Origin of the sequence: Xylophilus rhododendri, assembly GCF_009906855.1 — a bacterium.
Lineage (GTDB): Bacteria > Pseudomonadota > Gammaproteobacteria > Burkholderiales > Burkholderiaceae_C > Xylophilus > Xylophilus rhododendri.
Window position 1 is genome coordinate 4543342 of sequence record NZ_CP047650.1, and the last position, 18340, is coordinate 4561681.

At 69.9% G+C, this 18340-nt stretch carries 15 protein-coding genes and 1 pseudogene; 10 read left to right on the plus strand and 6 right to left on the minus strand.

The window, feature by feature from the left end:
- Positions 1 to 16 precede the first annotated feature (16 nt).
- Together GT347_RS21035 and GT347_RS21040 are read left to right on the plus strand one after the other, a co-directional pair.
- A complete protein-coding gene (locus GT347_RS21035) occupies positions 17 to 1288 on the plus strand; it encodes a M28 family peptidase (protein WP_160554057.1) in 1272 nt (423 codons plus the stop codon).
- Between the two features lie 105 nt (positions 1289 to 1393).
- Entirely contained in the window at positions 1394 to 1603 is a 210-nt protein-coding gene (locus GT347_RS21040) for a hypothetical protein (protein ID WP_160554058.1), read from the plus strand.
- Positions 1604 to 1621: 18 nt separating this feature from the next.
- Here GT347_RS21040 and GT347_RS21045 read toward each other — a convergent pair whose 3' ends face one another.
- The 5 genes and pseudogenes from GT347_RS21045 to xdhA all read right to left on the minus strand — a co-directional run bounded on the left by GT347_RS21045 (position 1622) and on the right by xdhA (position 9655).
- Complete coding sequence (locus GT347_RS21045) at positions 1622 to 2560, minus strand: AraC family transcriptional regulator (protein WP_229722416.1); 939 nt, start codon at positions 2558 to 2560, stop codon at positions 1622 to 1624.
- Between the two features lie 8 nt (positions 2561 to 2568).
- On the minus strand, positions 2569 to 3405 hold the full coding sequence (locus GT347_RS21050) for an oxidoreductase (RefSeq protein WP_160554059.1): 837 nt from the start codon (positions 3403 to 3405) through the stop codon (positions 2569 to 2571).
- Positions 3406 to 3521: 116 nt separating this feature from the next.
- Positions 3522 to 5600, minus strand: coding sequence for a hybrid sensor histidine kinase/response regulator (locus GT347_RS21055; RefSeq protein WP_160554060.1), 2079 nt, complete (start codon positions 5598 to 5600; stop codon positions 3522 to 3524).
- Positions 5601 to 5712: 112 nt separating this feature from the next.
- Positions 5713 to 8130 (minus strand): xanthine dehydrogenase molybdopterin binding subunit, encoded by a 2418-nt coding sequence (gene xdhB / locus GT347_RS21060; RefSeq protein ID WP_160554061.1) that lies wholly within the window; start codon positions 8128 to 8130, stop codon positions 5713 to 5715.
- Positions 8127 to 9655 (minus strand): annotated as a pseudogene (xdhA, locus tag GT347_RS21065) (xanthine dehydrogenase small subunit). Before xdhA ends, xdhB begins: the two are co-directional and overlap by 4 nt.
- Before the next feature lie 239 nt (positions 9656 to 9894).
- Between xdhA and GT347_RS21070 the strand changes: the two are divergent.
- The 8 genes from GT347_RS21070 (at position 9895) to GT347_RS21105 (ending at position 17387) form a co-directional block, all read left to right on the plus strand.
- Positions 9895 to 10515, plus strand: a complete 621-nt coding sequence (locus tag GT347_RS21070; RefSeq protein WP_160554062.1) for a flavin reductase family protein — start codon at positions 9895 to 9897, stop codon at positions 10513 to 10515.
- Entirely contained in the window at positions 10512 to 10976 is a 465-nt protein-coding gene (locus GT347_RS21075; protein ID WP_160554063.1) for a nucleoside deaminase, read from the plus strand. Before GT347_RS21070 ends, GT347_RS21075 begins: the two co-directional genes overlap by 4 nt.
- A gap of 101 nt (positions 10977 to 11077) precedes the next feature.
- The gene (locus tag GT347_RS21080; RefSeq protein ID WP_160554064.1) at positions 11078 to 12028 is read left to right on the plus strand and encodes a LysR family transcriptional regulator; all 951 of its coding nucleotides are present in this window, start codon (positions 11078 to 11080) and stop codon (positions 12026 to 12028) included.
- 30 nt (positions 12029 to 12058) lie between these two features.
- Positions 12059 to 13618: an ABC transporter ATP-binding protein gene (locus GT347_RS21085; RefSeq protein ID WP_160554065.1), complete on the plus strand. Its 1560-nt coding sequence runs from the start codon at positions 12059 to 12061 to the stop codon at positions 13616 to 13618.
- Positions 13611 to 14702: an ABC transporter permease gene (locus GT347_RS21090; protein ID WP_160554066.1), complete on the plus strand. Its 1092-nt coding sequence runs from the start codon at positions 13611 to 13613 to the stop codon at positions 14700 to 14702. Before GT347_RS21085 ends, GT347_RS21090 begins: the two co-directional genes overlap by 8 nt.
- 3 nt (positions 14703 to 14705) lie before the next feature.
- Positions 14706 to 15626, plus strand: a complete 921-nt coding sequence (locus GT347_RS21095) for an ABC transporter permease (protein WP_160554067.1) — start codon at positions 14706 to 14708, stop codon at positions 15624 to 15626.
- A 52-nt stretch (positions 15627 to 15678) separates the two neighbouring features.
- Complete coding sequence (locus GT347_RS21100; RefSeq protein WP_160554068.1) at positions 15679 to 16842, plus strand: BMP family ABC transporter substrate-binding protein; 1164 nt, start codon at positions 15679 to 15681, stop codon at positions 16840 to 16842.
- A 212-nt stretch (positions 16843 to 17054) separates the two neighbouring features.
- Positions 17055 to 17387 carry a helix-turn-helix domain-containing protein gene (locus GT347_RS21105; RefSeq protein ID WP_195812361.1) on the plus strand — a complete coding sequence of 111 codons (333 nt, stop codon included), beginning with the start codon at positions 17055 to 17057 and terminating at the stop codon, positions 17385 to 17387.
- Positions 17388 to 17402: 15 nt separating this feature from the next.
- Here the strand turns inward: GT347_RS21105 and GT347_RS21110 are convergent, their stop codons facing one another.
- Complete coding sequence (locus GT347_RS21110; RefSeq protein WP_160554069.1) at positions 17403 to 18305, minus strand: DMT family transporter; 903 nt, start codon at positions 18303 to 18305, stop codon at positions 17403 to 17405.
- Between the last annotated feature and the right edge of the window lie 35 nt (positions 18306 to 18340).

Genomic DNA, 18340 nt, shown 5'->3' on the forward strand with positions numbered 1-18340 from the left:
GAGCGAAACAAACCCGATGAACGACAACAGAGACAACTGGCTGGACTCGGCCCAGCAGGATCCGGCCCTGATGGCCGATTTCCACACCCTGTGCAACTTCGGCGGCCGCCTGGCCGGCACCCCCGGCGAGGCCGCGGCCATGGCCTGGGCCGTGGCGCGCCTGGGCGAGATCGGCTCGAGCCGCCGGGTGGACGTGCCCTATGCCGGCTGGCGCGCCTTGGCGTGGAGCCTGCGTGTCGAGGGCGGCGCGGAGCTGGCCTGCTACCCGCTGCTGCGTTCGGCCGATACCCCGGCCGAGGGGCTGGTCGGCGAAGTGCTGGACCTGGGCGAAGGCCGCACCGAGGACTTCGACCGTGCAGGCGAGGCCGTGCGCGGCCGCATCGTGCTGGTGCGCCATGAATATCCCTTCTCCTCCCGCCACATGCACCGCCGCCGCAAGTACGACCTGGCGATGGCACGCGGTGCCATCGGTTTCCTGATGGCCAACCCGCTGCCGCCGGGCGGCCTGCTGTCGGGCTCCTCGGGCCGGGCGGTGGACGGTCCCGGCATTCCGGCCGCGTATGTCGATGCGGCTTCCTGCGCGGCGATCCTGGCTGCCGCGCCGGGCACGCAGGTACGGCTGAACATCGCCGGCGAGGAAATCCGCGGCGCGCAAGCCGGCATCGCCATGCTCGACCTGCCCGGCGGCAGCGGCAAGACCATCGTGCTCAGCGCCCATCTCGACGGCCACGACCTGGGCCAGAGCGCGCTGGACAACGCCACCGGCCTGTCGGTGGTGCTGGCCACGGCGCGTGCCCTGGCGCCGCGCATCTCGCAGGCCACGCACGGGCTGCGGGTGTGTTTCTTCTCGGCCGAGGAGTGGGCGCTGGCCGGCTCGGCCCAGTACCTGTCGGCGCTGGATGCGGCCGAGCGCGACAGCCTGACCCTGGACATCAACCTCGACACGGTCGGCGGCGACGACCGCCTGACCGCCCTGATCAGCGATTTCGCCGGCCTGCAGCCCTTCGTGGCCGACGCCGCGGCGCTGTCGGGCGTGCAGGCCGACAGCTACCTGCCGCTGATGCCCAACTCCGACCATGCCAACTTCGCGCGCCACGGCATCCCGGCCCTGCGCCTGGTGGCGGGCTTCGACCGGCCGGAGTCGCGGGTGCGCCACATCCTCTCGGCCGGCGACGTGCTCGAGGTGGTGGAGGAGGCCGAACTGCGCCAGGCACTGCGCCTGACCTGCGCCATGGCCGACATCGCGTTGAACCTGCCGGCCGCCGGCCTGGCGGCCCTGCGGCAGTGAGGGCGGCAGGGCCACTCAAGCCTTGATACAAGCCCGGGGCGATTCCGGCATCCAATCGTGCGCGAGGCCCGATCCACGGGACCCGCAACATCCAGAGGAGTCGCCATGCCGCAATACGCCACCGTGACAGGCCATGTCACCTACATGCCGGGAGACGGCACGCCGATCAAGATCCCCAAGGGCCGCATCGAGGTCGAACTCGCGCCCGACAGCGCCATCCTCAGCTGGGAGCAGGCCGACGGCGTGGTGGGTTCGGCGGCCATCCCGCGCAGCCAGTACGACGAGTACGTGGAGCAGGGCAAGATCGAGGCCTGAGGGGGGCCGTCAGGGGCCTCAGTGGGACGAGACCCAGGGCTCGTCCCCGGCCAGCGCCGGCATGGCGAAACGGTTGCGCAGCCGCGCCGTTTCCGCCGCCGGGCTCTGGCCGAAGAGGCGCTTGAACTCGCGGCTGAACTGCGAGGCGCTCTCATAGCCCACGGCGGCCGCCGCCGCGCCGGCCGTCATGTTCTCGCGCAGCATCAGCAGCCGCGCCTTGTGCAGCCGGATCGACTTCAGGTATTGCATCGGCGAGGCGTCGGTGATCTCCTTGAAGCGCGCATGGAAGGTCGAGACACTCATGCTCGCTTGCCGTGCCAGCGTGGCGATCTCCACCGGCCCGGCGTAGGCCGTGTGGATATGGCGCACGGCCCGTGCGATGCGGCCGACCCGGCCCTGCGCCGACAGTGCCGCCCGCAATGCCGGCCCCTGCGGCCCGGTGAGCACCCGGAAACAGATCTCGCGCACGATGGAGCCGGCCAGCATCGCGCATTCGACCGGCGAGGACAGCGTCTGCAGCAGGCGCAGCAGGCAGTCGGCAATCGGCCCGTCCATAGGCGTGGAGAGCAGGCTGGCCGGCTCCGCGCGCGAGGGCCCCAGCAGCCCGTCGAGCTGCGCGATCAGCTCGGCCACCAGGTTCAGGTCCAGTGTCAGGTAGACGGCCAGCAGCGGCTCATCGGCCGAGGCCTCGGTCTCCATCGCGAAGGGCACCGGCACCGCCACGGCCAGGTAGTGCCGGGCGTCGTAGACGAAGCTGCGGCCGCCCCAGCGGCCCTGCTTGCGGCCCTGGCAGACGAAGACGATGCCCGGCTCGTAGAGCACCGGCGTGCGCGCCAGCGGGCGGTTGGAACGCAGCAGGCGCAGCCGGGGCACCTCGGTGAGGGTGTAGCCCTCCTGCGGGGCCAGCGCCGCGAGCAGGGCGACCATGCGGCGCGATGTGTCGTCCGGCTCGGTCATGGCTTCCTTCAGGCGGTGTCGGTGGAGCGGCTCAGCGATTCGAAGCGGTCGATCCGCTCCTGCATGGCCTGCAGCTTGCCGCGCACCAGGGCCAGCGCATCGCTGCCCAGCAGCAGCTGGGTCGGCGGATCGGCCATGTCCAGCAGCTGCAGGATCGCCTCGGCGGCCTTGGCGGGGTCGCCCAGCTGGTGACCGTGCTTCTGCTGCCGCGCCTGGCGCACCGGATCGAAGAGGCTGTCGTAGTCGGCGATGGCGCGCGGGCTGCGCACCATGGAGCGGCCCGCCCAGTCGGTGCGGAAGGAGCCCGGCGCCACGGCGGTGACGGCCACGCCAAAGGGTTTCATCTCCTGCGCCATGACTTCCGAGATGCCCTCCAGCGCGAACTTGCTGCCGCAGTAGTAGGCGATGCCCGGCATGGTGATGAAACCGCCCATGGAGGTGATATTGACGATGTGTCCGCTGCGCCGCTGCCGCATGCCCGGCATCACCGCCTTGGCCATGGCGACGGCGCCGAAGACATTGACGTCGAACTGGCGGCGCATGGCCTCGAGCGGCGACTCTTCCAGCACGCCTTCGTGGCCGTAGCCGGCATTGTTGACCAGCACGTCGACCGGCCCCAGCTCGCCTTCGATGGCCTGGACCAGCCCGTCGATGCGGTCGAAATCGGTGACGTCCAGGATGCGGCCATGGGCCCGCCCCGGCGCCAGGGCCTCGAATGCGGCGCATGCCTTTTCGTCGCGCACGGTGCCGGCGACCCGGTGGCCGCGCGCCAGCGCGGCGGTGGCGAGCGCGCGGCCGAAACCGCTGCTGACGCCGGTGATGAGGAGGAGTTTGGGATTCGTCATGGGGACGATGGTAGGAAACGGCGGCCGATTCAGCACCGCCTGTTTCTCCGGCATGTTTGCCCGATTCTCCGGAAGTCAGGGCGCAGCACCGCCGCCGTGCAGGCGCCCCGGAGGCCTCAGCCCGGCACCTTGGCGAGCAGGCGCTGGTCCAGCAGCCGGCGGATGCGCAGGGCCAGCGCATCGTGGGTATAGGGCTTGCCGAGCAGTTCCACGCCGGCATCGAGCCGGCCGCCGTGCACGATGGCGTTCTGCGTGTAGCCCGAGGTGAACAGCACGGCCAGGCCGGGCAGGCGCTGGCGGGCCTGGCGGGCCAGCTCGGGGCTGCGCAGCGGGCCGGGCATCACCACGTCGGTGAACAGCAGCTGGATGTCCATGCCGCTTTCCACGATGGCCAGGGCCGAGGCCGCATCGCGCGCCTGCAGCACCCGGTAGCCCAGGCCTTCGAGCATCTCGACCACGGTGGCGCGCACCTCGTCGTCGTCCTCGGCGACCAGGATGGTCTCCTCGCCGCCGACGATCTCGCGCGGCGCTTCGGGCGCCACCACGTCCTCGGCCTGCGTGGCGCGCGGCAGGTAGAGCTTGACGGTGGTGCCGTGGCCGAGTTCGCTGTAGATCTTCACGTGGCCGCCCGACTGCCGCACGAATCCGTAGACCATCGACAGCCCCAGCCCGCTGCCCTTGCCCTCGGCCTTGGTGGTGAAGAAGGGGTCGAAGACCTTGGCCAGGATCTCGGCCGGCATGCCGCTGCCGGTATCGGTCACCGCCAGCAGCACGTACTGGCCGGGCTGGATCTCGGCATGCTGGCGCACATAGGCCTCGTCCAGCACCGCATTGCCCACCTCCACCGTCAGCCGGCCGGCGCCGTTCATGGCGTCGCGGGCGTTGATGGCCAGGTTGAGCAGGGCGTTCTCCACCTGCGAGGGGTCGGCCAGGGTGTTCCACAGGCCGCCGGCCACGACCGTCTCGACCTCGATCGATTCGCCCAGCGTGCGGCGCAGCATGTCGTCCATGCCGGAGACGAAGCGGCCGATGTTGACCACCTTGGGCTCCAGCGGCTGGCGCCGGGCGAAGGCCAGCAGGTGCTTGGTCAGCCGCGCGCCGCGGCTGACGGCGGCCATGGCGTTGGCCACGTGTTTCTCGCCGCGCTCGTTGCCGGCGGCCAGGCGCGCGAGCAGCTGCAGGTTGCCGGCCACCACCTGCAGCAGGTTGTTGAAGTCGTGCGCCACGCCGCCGGTGAGCTGGCCGACGCTTTCCATCTTCTGCGACTGGTAGAGCGCCGCCTCGCTGCGCTGCAGGGCCTCGGCGGCCTCGCGCTCGGCGGTCATGTCGCGGCCGACGGCGTGGATGCGGCCTTCGTCCTGCACCGCCGTCCACATGATCAGGCGCCAGTGGCCTTCGCGGTGGCGCAGCCGGCTTTCGAAGCGTGCGGTGGTGGTGCCGGCGGAAAGCGCCTGCAGCGCTGCGGCGGCGGCCTCGCGGTCCGACTCGTGCAGGAGATCGGTGAAGGCGCGGCCGGCGATCTGCTCGGCGGGCCAGCCCAGCATGGCGGTCCAGGCGGGATTGCCGGCCAGGATCAGCGCCTGGGTGTCCAGCACCATCATCAGGTCGGTGGCCAGGCGCCACATGCGGTCGCGGTCGGCGGTGCGCTCGGCCACCTGGCGTGACAGGCCCTCGGCGAACTGGCTGAGCTGGCGCTGGGCGGCGACCTTGCCGGTGGTCTCGATGACGGTGTCCACCATGCCCTGCACCTGCCCGGTCTCGTCGCGCACCGGGCTGTAGCAGAAGGTGAAGAAGGCCTCTTCCATGAAGCCGGAGCGGTTCACCGGCAGCGGGAAGTCCTCGATGTAGGTGGCCTCGCCGGCGTAGGCGCGGTCGACGACCGGCTCCAGCGTGTCCCAGGCCTCGTGCCAGACATCGGCGAAGGACCGGCCCAGGGCTTCGGGCTTCTGGCCGAGGATGGGGCGGAAGGCGTCGTTGTAGATGGTGATGCGGTCCGGCCCCCAGAGCAGGCACTTGGGAAAGTGCGAGGCCAGGATCATGTCGCAGGCGATACGCAGGCAGGCCGGCCAGGTTTCGATGGCGCCGAGGCTGGTCTGCGACCAGTCGAATTGGCGCACCTGCTCGCTCATCATGCCGCTGTGCGCGGGGAAAACGCCGGCGGGCGCCGGGTTCTCGTCATTCAAGGCAGGTGTCATCTCGGGTCTCGCGGGAGTGGGTGGCCGCTCTGGAAGCTGGGCGTCGGGCGGTGCATGCTACAGGAGCATGGTGAACCGTTCGCATTGTGGCAAACGCAGGGCGGCCGCGCTTCTATTCCAGCCCGCCCAGAGCGCGCAGCAGCGACTCGGCCGTCGCCGGGGCCTTCAGCAGCACCGGCCGGCCATCGCCGCGCCCGGCGGCCACGGCTTCGCGCAGGGCCTCGTAGACGGCGATGGCCAGCATGAAGGGCGGCTCGCCCACGGCCTTGCTGCCGAAGACGTTGTCCTCGCGGTTGGGTTCGGGCCAGAGGTCCACCCGCAGGTGCTCCGGGATGTCGCCGGTGGCCGGGATCTTGTAGGTGCTGGGCGCATGGGTGGCCAGCACGCCCCTGGCGTTCCAGACCAGCTCCTCGGTGGTCAGCCAGCCCATGCCCTGCACGAAGCCGCCCTCGATCTGGCCGATGTCGATCGCCGGATTGATGCTGCGGCCCACGTCGTGGAGGATGTCCACCTTGAGCACGCGGCTCTCGCCGGTGAGCATGTCCAGGGCGACCTCGCAGCAGGCCGCGCCGTAGGAGAAGTAGTAGAAGGGCCGGCCGGTGAGGGTGTGTTTGTCGTAGTGGATCTTGGGCGTGCGGTAGAAGCCGTCGCTCCACAGCTGCACACGGGCGGCGTAGGCCGCGCCGACTACGTCGGGGAAGGCGCGGCTGCTGGTCGGCGAGATGACCTGGCCGGCGAAGAAACGCACCTCGGCCGGCTTGCAGCCATCCTGCCCGGCGATGTAGGCGGCGATGTTGTCGCGCACCTGGCGGGCGGCGAACTGGGCGGCGCGGCCGTTGAGGTCGGTGCCGCTGGAGGCGGCGGTGGCCGAGGCGTTGGGCACCTTGGCGGTGTCGCTGGCGGTCATGCGGATGTCGGCGAAGTCCAGGCCCAGCTCGTCGGCCACGATCTGCGCGACCTTGGTGTGCAGGCCCTGGCCCATCTCGGTGCCGCCGTGGTTCACCTGCACGCTGCCGTCGGTGTAGACATGCACCAGCGCGCCGGCCTGGTTGAAGAGCGTGGCGGTGAAGGAGATGCCGAACTTCACCGGGGTGATCGAGAGGCCGCGCTTGACGATGGGGCTGTCGGCGTTCCAGGCCTCGATCTGCGCGCGGCGGCGGCGGTAGTCGGAGGTTTCTTCGAGCCGGGCAAGCAGCGGCTGCAGGATGTTGTCCTCCACCGTCATCTGGTAGTGGGTGACGTTGCGCTCGGTGATGCCGTAGAGGTTGCGCAGGCGCACGTCCAGCGCGTCCAGGCCCAGGTGGCGGGCGATGTCGCCGAGGATGGCCTCGATCACGATCACGCCCTGCGGGCCGCCGAAGCCGCGGTAGGCGGTGTGGCTCTGAGTGTTGGTCTTGCAGCGGTGCGAGCGCACCACCACGTCCGACAGGTAGTAGGCGTTGTCGGCATGGAAGACGGCGCGGTCGGCCACCGGGCCGGAGAGGTCGGCCGAGAAGCCGCATTCGGCCAGCATGGTGAGGTCGAGCGCGGTGAGCAGGCCGTCGTCGTCGAAGCCGGCCTGCCAGTCGTATTCGAAGGGGTGGCGCTTGCCGGTGACCATGAAATCGTCGTCGCGGTCCAGCCGCAGCTTGACCGGATGGCCGGTCTTCTTCGCCGCCAGCGCGGCCCAGACGGCCAGGTGGCCGGCCTGCGTCTCCTTGCCGCCGAAGCCGCCGCCCATGCGCCGGCATTCCACCCGCACCGCATGGTTGGCCACGCCCAGCGCATGGGCCACCCAGTGCTGCACCTCGCCGGGATGCTGGGTGCTGGAGTGGATCCACCACTGGTCCTGCTCCAGCGGCAGGGCGTAGGCGATCTGGCCTTCGAGGTAGAAGTGTTCCTGGCCGCCGACCTTCAGGTTGCCCGACAGGGTGTGGCGGGCGCGGGCCAGGGCGCCGGGTGCATCGCCGCGGGCGACCGTGACCGGGGGCAGCACGTAGCTGCCGGCGGCGTGGGCCTCGCGGGCGGTCATGAGGGCGGGCAGGGGGTCGATGTCCAGCAGCACCTTGCGGGCGGCGCGGCGGGCCTGCATGGCGCTGCGGGCGACGACCAGGCCGACCACCTGGCCGACATGCTGGACGGTGTCGAAGGCGAAGACCGGCTCGTCGTGGGCGAAGGCGGCCAGCATCTTGTCGCCGCTCACGTCGTGGTGCAGCACCACGTCGACCACGCCGGGCATGGCCAGCGCGGCGGCGGCGTCGATGCCGCGCAGCCGGCCGTGGGCCACGTTCGACAGGATGGGCGCCGCATGCAGGGTGCCGCGCACCTCGGGGATGTCGTCGATGTAGGTGGCGCCGCCGCTGACCTGCGCGCGGGCGCTCTCGTGGGCCTGGGAGGTGCCAGCCACACGGGGCCGGACTTCGCCGGAGCCCGATCCCGCCGGTTGCGGCAGGGTGGCGGCGGTGGTGTCGGCCACGGCATCGGCGGCCAGGGCGCGCGGGTCGTCCTCGGCGTCGCGGCTCAGCGGTGCGTGGTTGTCGCGGGTGTTCATGCGGCCTCCCCTGCGGTGGTTTCCTCGATGCGCAGCGAGGCCAGGCTGATGCTTCGCTCGCCCTGGCTGTCGCGCCAGAAGCGCTGCAACAGGTTGGCCAGCAGCACACGGCGGTAGGCGGCGCTGGCGCGCATGTCGGAGATGGGCTGGAACTCGGCCTGCAGGGCGGCGCCTGCGGCCGCGGCGGCCTCGGCGCTCCACGGGCGGCCGAGCAGCGTGGCCTCGGCATCGCGCGCGCGCACCGGCGTGGCGGCCACGCCGCCGACGCCGATGGAGGCATGGGCCACCAGGCCGTCCCGCAGCACCAGGCGGATCGCCAGGCAGACGGCGGAGATGTCGTCGTCCTGCCGCTTGCTGATCTTGTAGGCGCGCTGGAACTCGCCCTCGGCCACGGGGGCACGTCGATGAAGGCGACGATCTCGTCGGCCGCGATCACGTTCTGGCGGTAGCCGAGGTAGAGCGCCTCCAGCGGCAGGCTGCGCTGGCCGCGCACGCTGGCCAGCACCACGCTGGCATCGAGCGAGATCAGCAGCGGCATCGAGTCGCCGATCGGCGAGCCGTTGGCCACGTTGCCGCCCAGGGTGCCGGAGTTGCGCACCGGCAGGCCGGCGAAACGCGCGGCGAATTCCTTCAACTGCGGTCGGCCGGCGCAGAGGGCGGCGTAGGCGTCCTGCAATGTGACGGTGGCGCCTATGCGCAGGATGTCGCCCGGGAGGGTCTCGACGCGGCGCAGCTCGGCGGCGCGGGTCACGTCCAGCAGCTGGGCGAACTGGCGGTGCTGCTTGGTGATCCACAGGCCGACGTCGGTGCAGCCGGCGACCAGCTGGGCATGCGGCCGTTCGGCTCGGGCGCGCAGCAGGGCGGGCAGGGTGGTCGGGGCCTGGTAGCCCTCGGCGGGCTGCGGCGCGGGCGGCAGCTGCTGTAGCAGGGCCAGCAACGCCGGCTCGTCGACGGCCACGCGCGGCAGGCTCTCCATGCGCTGCGCGGCATCGAAGATCGGCCGGTAGCCGGTGCAGCGGCAGAGATTGCCCGAGAGGTCTTCCTGCGCCCGCGCCCGGTCGATGGAGCCGCCGGGCACCACCCGGTTCTGGTACATGCCGAACAGGCTCATCACGAAACCCGGCGTGCAGAAGCCGCACTGGGAGCCGTGGCAGGCGACCATGGCCTCCTGCGCCGGATGCAGGCAGGCGGCGGGCGGGGCGCTGTCTTCCTCGACGGGGGCGATCAGTGGATCGCGGGAGATGTCCTCCACCGTCCACAGGGCCAGGCCCTCGACCGAACGGGCCAGGCGGATGCAGCTGTTGATGGCGCGGTAGGCCACTGTCGGCCGGCCGTCGGCGCCGGGGCAGGCCTCGCCCAGCACCACGGTGCAGGCGCCGCAGTCGCCTTCGCCGCAGCCTTCCTTGGTGCCGGTGTGGTGCAGGTCCTCGCGCAGCAGGTCGAGCAGGGTGCGGTCGGGGGCGACGTCGTGCAGGGTCACCCGCTTGCCGCGGCGGATGAAGTTCAGCGGGGCGGTGGTGCTCATGCGTGGACTCGTGTCGGGTTCGAAAAAGCCATGCGGGAGGTTAAGCGGCTCCGGCCGTCCAGCCATAAGCCGGCCGGTATAGAGGTGATCCGCAAGGGCGATGCCAGGCCTGCGTGCCCCGCCGTGGTGCAGGATGCGCCCGGGCCGCGATCTGTATGCGCCATTGTGGACAATCCGCCGTCCGCCGCGAGTTGGCCGAAAGCTTGCTTGCCCGGGTGGGCCCACACTCAAGCATTTCCATGGACATCGACTTCTCCCAGCTCGACCCCTACCAGCGCTACAAGCTGATGGCCAGCCTGATCGTGCCCCGGCCGATCGCGCTGATCACCACCCTGGGCGAGGACGGCACCATCAACGCCGCGCCCTTCAGCATGTTCAACATGGTGGGCGAGGATCCGCCGGTGGTGATGTTCAGCGCCAACCGCATGGAGCCCGGCCCGCAGAAGGACACGGTGGCCAATGTGCTGCGCACCGGCGAGTTCGTGGTGCACCTGAGCGACGAGGCCATGACCGCCCGCATGGACGCCTGCGGCGACCGCCTGCCGGCGCACGAGAGCGAGCTGATCCACGCCGGCCTCACGCCCGTGCCCTCGCGCAGCGTGGCGCCGCCGCGCATCGCCGAGGCGCCGGTGGCCTTCGAATGCGTGGTGCACGAGACGCTGGAGACGGCCAGCCGCTATGTCTTCATCGGCCGGGTGCAGTTCCTGGCGGTGCGCGAGGGGCTGGTCGACACCGGCAGCTGGCGGGTCAGCCTGGAGGACTACCGGCCGGTCGGCCGCTTCGGCGCCAACCTCTACCTGAAGACCAACGAACGATTCACCGCCGCCGAGGCGGACGACGCGGAGCTGCTGAAGAAATGAGCGATTTCACCGACTTCGACCGCCAGGCCATGCGCCTGGCCATAGACGCCTCGCGTGCCGCGCTCACCGCCGGCAACAACCCCTTCGGCGCCACCCTGGTCTCGCCCAACGGCGAGATCCTGCTGGTCAGCGAGAACAACCAGAACACAGCGGCCGACTTCACCGGCCATGCCGAAATGGTGGTGGTGCGCGAGGCGGCGGCGCGCTTCGGCCCGGCGGCGCTGCGCGGCGCCACGGTCTACGCCAGCGGCGAGCCCTGCCCGATGTGCGCCGGCGCCATGTACTGGGCCGGCATCTCGCGGGTGGTGTATGGCGCCACCAGCGAGGACATCCGCGATGCGCGGGGCTCGGCCGGCCTGCCTTCGTCCTGCGCCTACCTGCTGCGCAAGGCCACGCCGCCGGTTCGGGTGGACCCGGAATTGCTGCGCGAGGAAGCGGCCGCCGCGCTGCGCGGGCAATAGACCGCGCGGGGCCGGTACATTTCCAGGCCCCGCGCACCGCCTATGCCGCGCCGCGCCGCCGCGCATACGTATCGGCATATGAGAGCAATGCAGACCCCGCTATGAGAGACCAGGCCCTTTTCGACAAGATCGACCTCCATCTGATCAGGGTCCTGCACACCGTGTTGATGGAACGAAGCGTATCGAGGGCGGCCGTACGGCTGGGCATGCACCAGCCGGCCGTTTCCGCTGCCTTGAAGCGCCTGCGCGACCTGGCCGACGATCCGCTGCTGGTGCGCTCCGGCACCGGCATGGCGCCCACCGACGCCGGCCTGCGCATGGTGGAGCCGGCCGCGCGCATCCTGCAGGCGGCCGAGATGCTGTTCAGCGACGCCCGCGGCTTCGATCCGCAGACGGCGGTGCTCACCTTCCGCATCGCCGCCAGCGACTACCTCGACCCCTTCTTCCTGCCGCTGCTGATGGCGCAGATCAAGCAGCAGGCGCCGCTGTGCAAGGTGGAGATCCATCCGCTGTCAGCCGACGCCCACTACCACGGCCACCTGGCCCAGGGCGATATCGACGTGGTGGTCGGCAACTGGCTGCGCCCGCCGGAAGACCTGCACATGGGCCGGCTCTTTGGCGACGACGTGGTCTGCCTGGTCGCCAAGGACCATCCGGCCGCGCGGCGCGGCTGGGACGAGGCGGCCTGGCTGCAGGCCGAGCACATCGCGCCCACGCCCACCCATCCGGGCGCGCGCGGCATCATCGACGAGCACCTGCAGGCGATCGGCCTGCAGCGCAACATCACCGCGCGCTGCGCGCATTTCAGCCTGGTGCCGGACATGGTGGCCCGGAGCTTGCTGGTGCTGACCACCGGGCGCCAGTTCTGCCAGCGCTACCTCGACCAGCTGCCGGTGGTGGTGCTGGAGCCGCCGGTGGCCTTTCCGCGGCTGCTGTACTACCAGCTCTGGCATGCCCGCACACACAGCTCGGCCTCGGCCGCCTGGCTGCGCGAGCGGGTGCGCACCGTGGCCGGGTCGCTGCGCAAGGGCAAGGCGTCCGGGGCTGCTTAAGATCGAACGACCAGAAAAAAAGACCAGCGCATGACACCACAAGCCCCTCCGCACGGCATACCGCCCGTGCCGCGCCTGCAGCTCGAAGGCATCACCAAGCGTTATCCGGCGGTGGTGGCCAACAGCGATGTCTCGCTCACCGTGCTGCCCGGCCAGACCCATGCGGTGCTGGGCGAGAACGGCGCCGGCAAGTCCACGCTGATGAAGATCATCTACGGCTCGGTCAAGCCTGACGAAGGCTCGGTGCGCTTCGACGGCAAGCCGGTGCTGGTGAAGAACCCGCAGGAGGCGCGGGCCCTGGGCATCGCCATGGTGTTCCAGCATTTCAGCCTGTTCGACACGATGACCGTGGCCGAGAACGTCTGGCTGGGGCTGGACCGCTCGGTGCCGCTGGCCACCGTCACCCAGCGCATCAGCGCCAAGGCCGCCGAATACGGGCTGGACATCGATCCGCTGCGGCCGGTGCACACGCTCTCGGTGGGCGAGATGCAGCGGGTGGAGATCATCCGCGCGCTGCTGACCGAGCCGCGCCTGCTGATCCTGGACGAGCCCACCTCGGTGCTGACGCCGCAGGCGGTGGAAAAACTCTTCGTGGTGCTGAAGAAGCTGGCCTCGGAAGGCTGCAGCATCCTCTACATCAGCCACAAGCTGCACGAGATCCGCGAGCTGTGCACGGCCTGCACGGTGCTGCGCGGCGGCAAGGTGACGGGGGTGTGCAACCCCACCGAGGAATCGAACGCCTCGCTCTCGCGCCTGATGATCGGCGCCGAGCCGCCGGCCCTGGAGCACCGGGCTTCCAAGGCCGGCGCGGCGGTGCTGACCGTGAAGGGACTGAACCTGCCCAAGGGCTCGGTCTTCGGCGTGGACCTGGAAGACGTGGCGCTGCATGTGCGCTCGGGCGAGGTGGTCGGCATCGCGGGTGTGTCGGGCAACGGCCAGCAGGAGCTGCTCTATGCGCTGTCGGGCGAGGACACCCGCGCCGCGCCGGCGGCGGTCGAGATATCGGGCACGCCGGTCGGCCGCCTGGGTCCGGTGCAGCGCCGCAAGCTCGGCCTGCAGTTCGTGCCGGAAGAACGCCTGGGCCGCGGCGCCGTGCCCACGCTGGGCCTGGCGCACAACCTGCTGCTGACACGCGGCGATGCGGTCGGGGCCGGCGGCTGGCTCAAGCTCGGCCCGCTGCAGGCGCAGGCGGCGGACATCATCCGCCGCTTCAACGTCAAGGCCGGCGGGCCGAACGCGCCGGCCAAGTCGCTGTCGGGCGGCAACCTGCAGAAATTCATCGTGGGCCGCGAGATCGATGCCAGGCCCAAACTGCTCATCGTCTCCCAGCCCACCTGGGGTGTGGACGTGGGCGCGGCCGCGCAGATCCGCGGCGAGATCCTGGCCCTGCGCGACGCCGGCTGCGCGGTGCTGGTGGTCAGCGAGGAACTGGACGAACTTTTCGAATTGAGCGATCGCATGCATGTCATAGCCAAGGGGCGGCTCTCGCCCTCGGTGCCGCGGGCCGAGGCCACGGTGGAGAAGATCGGGCAGTGGATGAGCGGGCTGTGGGAAGAAGCCCCCATCGGCGGAGGTGCGGTCCATGCTTAAGCTCGAAGCCCGTCCGCAGCCTTCGAAGGTGTGGACCTATGCCTCGCCGCTGCTGGCGCTGGCGGTCACGGTGCTGGTCGGGGTGATCCTGTTCTCGTCGCTGGGCAAGGACCCGGTGCGCGGGCTGCAGGTCTTCTTCTGGGAGCCGATCAAGACCCAGTACGCCATCGGCGAGTTGGTGGTGAAGGCCACGCCGCTGCTGCTGATCGCGCTCGGCCTGGCCGTGTGTTTCCGCTCCAACGTCTGGAACATCGGCGCCGAGGGCCAGTTCGTGATCGGCGCGGTGGCTGCGGGCGGCGTGGCGCTGCTGGCCGACAAGAGCACCGGCCCCTGGATCGTGCCGGTGATCCTGCTGGCCGGCGTGGCCGGCGGCATGCTGTGGGCGGCGCTGGTGGCGCTGCTGCGCGACAAGTTCAACGCCAGCGAGATCCTGGTCAGCCTGATGCTGGTCTATGTGGGGGTGCTGGTGCTGGGCTACCTGGTCTACGGTCCGTGGAAGGACCCGATGGGCTACAACTTCCCGCAGACCCGCAACTTCGATGTGGTCACCCAGATCCCCAAGCTGATGAAGGGCTCGCGCATGAACATCGGCGTGATCATCGCGCTGGTGGGCGTGGCCGCCTTGTGGATCTTCCTGTTCCGCACCCGGGCCGGTTTCTCGCTGCAGGTGGGCGGGCTGGCGCCGGCTGCCGCGCGGTACGCGGGCTTCTCTTCGCGCAAGGCGCTGTGGACGGCGCTGCTGGTCTCCGGCGGCGCGGCCGGCCTGGCGGGCGGGCTGGAAGTGGCCGGGCCTATCGGCCAGCTCACGCCCTATGTGCCGGCGGGCTACGGCTTCGCGGCCATCATCGTGGCCTATGTGGGGCGGCTGCATCCGGTGGGCATGGTGTTGTCGGCGGTGCTGATGAGCATGTTCTACATCGGCGGGGAGCTGGCGCAGTCGCGGCTGGGCCTGCCCAAGTCGCTCACCGGCGTGTTCCAGGGCCTGCTGCTGTTCGCGCTGCTGGCCTGCGACACGCTGGTCGCCTACCGCATCCGCCGGGTCAGACACCAGTCGGCGGTCGTGCATACCGTGGCGGGGGCGTAAGACATGGATTCCTACGCATTGCTCCTGGCCGCCACGCTCTCGGCGGGCACGGTGCTGGCCATCGCCGCGCTGGGCCTGCTGATCAACGAGAAGGCCGGCATCGTCAACCTGGGCGCCGAGGGCATGATGCTCTGCGCGGCCATCGCCGGCTTCGCTGCCACGGTGCACAGCGGCAGCCACCTGGTGGGCCTGCTCGCCGGCATGCTGGCCGGCGGCGCGCTGGCGGCGGTGTTCGGTGTGCTGGTGATCTGGCTCAACACCAACCAGTACGCCACCGGGCTGGCGCTGTCGCTCTTCGGCGGCGGCTTCTCGGCCTTCGTCGGCATCGGTTATGTGCAGGCCAAGCTGCCGGAGAGCACCGATTTCTCGATTCCCTTGCTGGGCGACATCCCCTTCATCGGCCCGGCGCTGTTCCGCCAGCATCCCATGGTGTACGTGGCGATGCTGCTGGCCGCCGGCCTGATCTGGTTTCTCTACCGCACCCGGGCCGGGCTGGTGCTGCGGTCGGTGGGCGAGTCGCCGGAGTCGGCCCATGCGCTGGGTTATCCGGTACGGCGCATCCGCCTGGCGGCGGTGGTGGCGGGCGGGGCGCTGTGCGGCTTGTCCGGCGCCTACATCTCCACCGTCTACACCCCGCTGTGGGTGGAGGGCATGGTGGCCGGCCGCGGCTGGATCGCCCTGGCGCTCACCACCTTCGCCACCTGGCGGCCGGCACGTGTGTTGCTTGGTGCCTACCTGTTCGGCGGGGTCACCATGCTGCAGTTCCACCTGCAGGCGATCGGCGTGGAAGTGCCCAGCCAGTTGCTGAGCATGCTGCCGTACGTGGCGACCATCGTGGTGCTGGCGCTGATCTCGCGCAACCCCGCGTGGATCAAGGCCAACATGCCCGCGTCCCTGGGCAAACCCTTCTATCCCGGCTCCTGACGCGCCCGGATATTGCTTCGTTTTTCAGATTCACAACCGAGAGAGAGAAGACATGACCGAGATCACCAAGCGATCGCTGCTGAACGTTGCCGCTGCCGCCGCCATGGCCGCCGCGCTGGTCGGCTGCAGCAAGACCGAAGCGCCCGCGCCGGCCGCACCGGCGCCGGCCCCCGCCGCCGAGGCTGCGGCGCCCGCACCGGCACCCGCCGCGCCGGCTCCGCTGAAGATCGCCTTCGCCTATGTCGGCCCGGTGGGCGACGGCGGCTGGTCGTACGCGCACGACAACGGCCGCAAGGCGCTGGAGAAGGAATACGGCGACAAGATCGTCACCAGCTTCGTCGAGAGCGTGCCCGAATCGGCCGACGCCGAACGCGTGCTGCGCGACATGGCCACTCAGGGCAACAAGATGGTCTTCGGCACCACCTTCGGCTACATGGAGCCGATGCTCAAGGTGGCGGCCGACTTCCCCGACGTGAAGTTCGAGCACGCCACCGGCTACAAGACCGCGCCCAATATGCGCACCTACGACAGCCGCACCTACGAAGGCGCCTACATGGCCGGCGTGATCGCCGGTGCCATGACCAAGACCAACACCCTGGGCATCGTAGGCTCGGTGCCCATCCCCGAGGTGATCCGCAACATCGACAGCTTCACCATGGGCGCGCAGAGCGTGAACCCCAAGGTCAAGACCAAGGTGGTGTGGGTCAACGAATGGTTCAGCCCACCCAAGGAAACCGAGGCCGCCACCTCGCTGATCAACGGCGGTGCCGACATCCTGTTCCAGAACACCGACTCGCCCGCCGTGCTGAAGACCGCGCAGGAAAAGGGCAAGCGCGCCTTCGGCTGGGATTCGGACATGACCGCCTACGGCCCCAAGGCCCACCTGGCGTCGTCGATCATCAACTGGGGCCCGTACTACATCAAGACGGTCAAGGACCAGCTCGACGGCACCTGGACCACCGGCAGCAGCTGGTGGGGCGTGAAGGAAGGCACGATCGACCTGGTGTCCATCGCCGACGACGTGCCCGCCGAGATCAAGACCAAGATCGACACGATCAAGGCCGGCCTGAAGGATGGCAGCTTCAGCATCTGGAAGGGTCCCATCGTGGACAACACCGGCAAGGAAGTGCTGGCCAAGGATGCGGTGGCGGATGACAAGTTCCTCAGCGGCGTGAAGTTCTACGTCAAGGGCGTGGAAGGAAAAGTCCCGAACTGATGGCTCCCCCCAGGCTGCGCTCACTGCGTGAGCTACGCCAACCCCCTGCCGGGGGCGGCGGGCGGCTCGGGAAACCCTCGCAGCCACGCCTGCTTGAGCAAGAAAACCGCCTTTGGGCGGTTTTCTTTTTTGCGAATGACTATAGTAACTGGTGCTACAGTTTGGAGCTGAAGGAGGCGAATCGATCGCATCCTATAAAAGGATGCTTCGCCATGCCAAGCCGGAAAACCAATGAAACCCGCATGCTCCGCGAGCTGCTGGAGACAGCCGAGGACCTGGGCGCCTACGGCGTGGTGTCGAAGGCATCGCTGTCCAAGGTCAAGGCGCTGTGTGTGCAGCCGCCGGTCTACACACCGGAGCGCGTGGTCGCCATCCGCACGACCATCGCGCGGATGAGTCAGGCGGTCTTCGCGTCCTTCCTGAACGTCAGTGTCTCGACGGTGCAGAAGTGGGAGTCTCCCGCCGCCGACAAGCATCCCAGCGGCGCAGCGGCCAAGCTGCTGCAGCTGGTGGAAGCCAGGGGCGTCGAAGCGCTCATCGCCTGACGAGGCCGCTGTCGCTCAGCGCCGCGACGACACCACGATCCCCGCCACGATCAGCACGAAGGCGGCCGCGTGGTACAGGTGCGGCGCCTCGCCCAGGAAGGCGGCCGACAGCAGCGCGGCGAACAGCGGCGTGAGGTTGGTGAAGAAGGAGGCGATGGTCGGTCCGACCCGGCGCACGCCCGCGCTGAAGGTGCCGTAGGCGACCACGGCCGGGAACACACCCACGAAGGCGATGGTGGCCGCCAGCGGCCAGCCCCAGTGGATGACGGGCGTGCCCAGGGTCCATTCGGTCGCGGTGAAGAGGCTCGACCACAGCAGCCCGTAGAAGATCTGCGCGGCCAGCAGGCGGGCCCAGTGGGCGCGGATCGATTCGGTGCCCTCGGCGGGGCGCACCATCATCCAGGAATAGAAGGCCCAGGAGATGCTGGCCAGCAGGATGAAGAAGTCGCCCGGCACCAGGCGCAAGGCGGCCAGGCTGGCGAAGTCGCCGCGTGCCAGCACGGTGAACACGCCGGCCATGGACAGCACCGCGCCCAGGATCTCGCGGCCTTGCACCGGGTGGTGGAAGAACAGCCGCCCCACGATCAGCATCCACACCGGCGCGGCCGAGCCCACCAGCGTCACGTTCAGCGGCTGCGAGGTGCGCAGCGCCAGGTACTGCAGCGAGTTGTAGGCGCCCACGCCCCACAGGCCCAGCAGCAGGTAGTAGCGCCATTGCGTCCACAGCGGCGAGCCGCGCCGGAAGATGCCGTGGGCCAGGGGAAGCAGAATCAGCAGGGCGACGGCCCAGCGCAGCAGGTTGAGTGTCATCGGCGGCACCAGCCCGTGGACCAGGCGGCCGACGACGGCATTCGCGGCCCACAGCAGGGGCGGCAGGGCGAGCAGGAAGACGGTGCTGGGACTCAGGCGGACAGGCATGGCGGTCAAATGTATCTGGCCGCCACGCGCCTTCG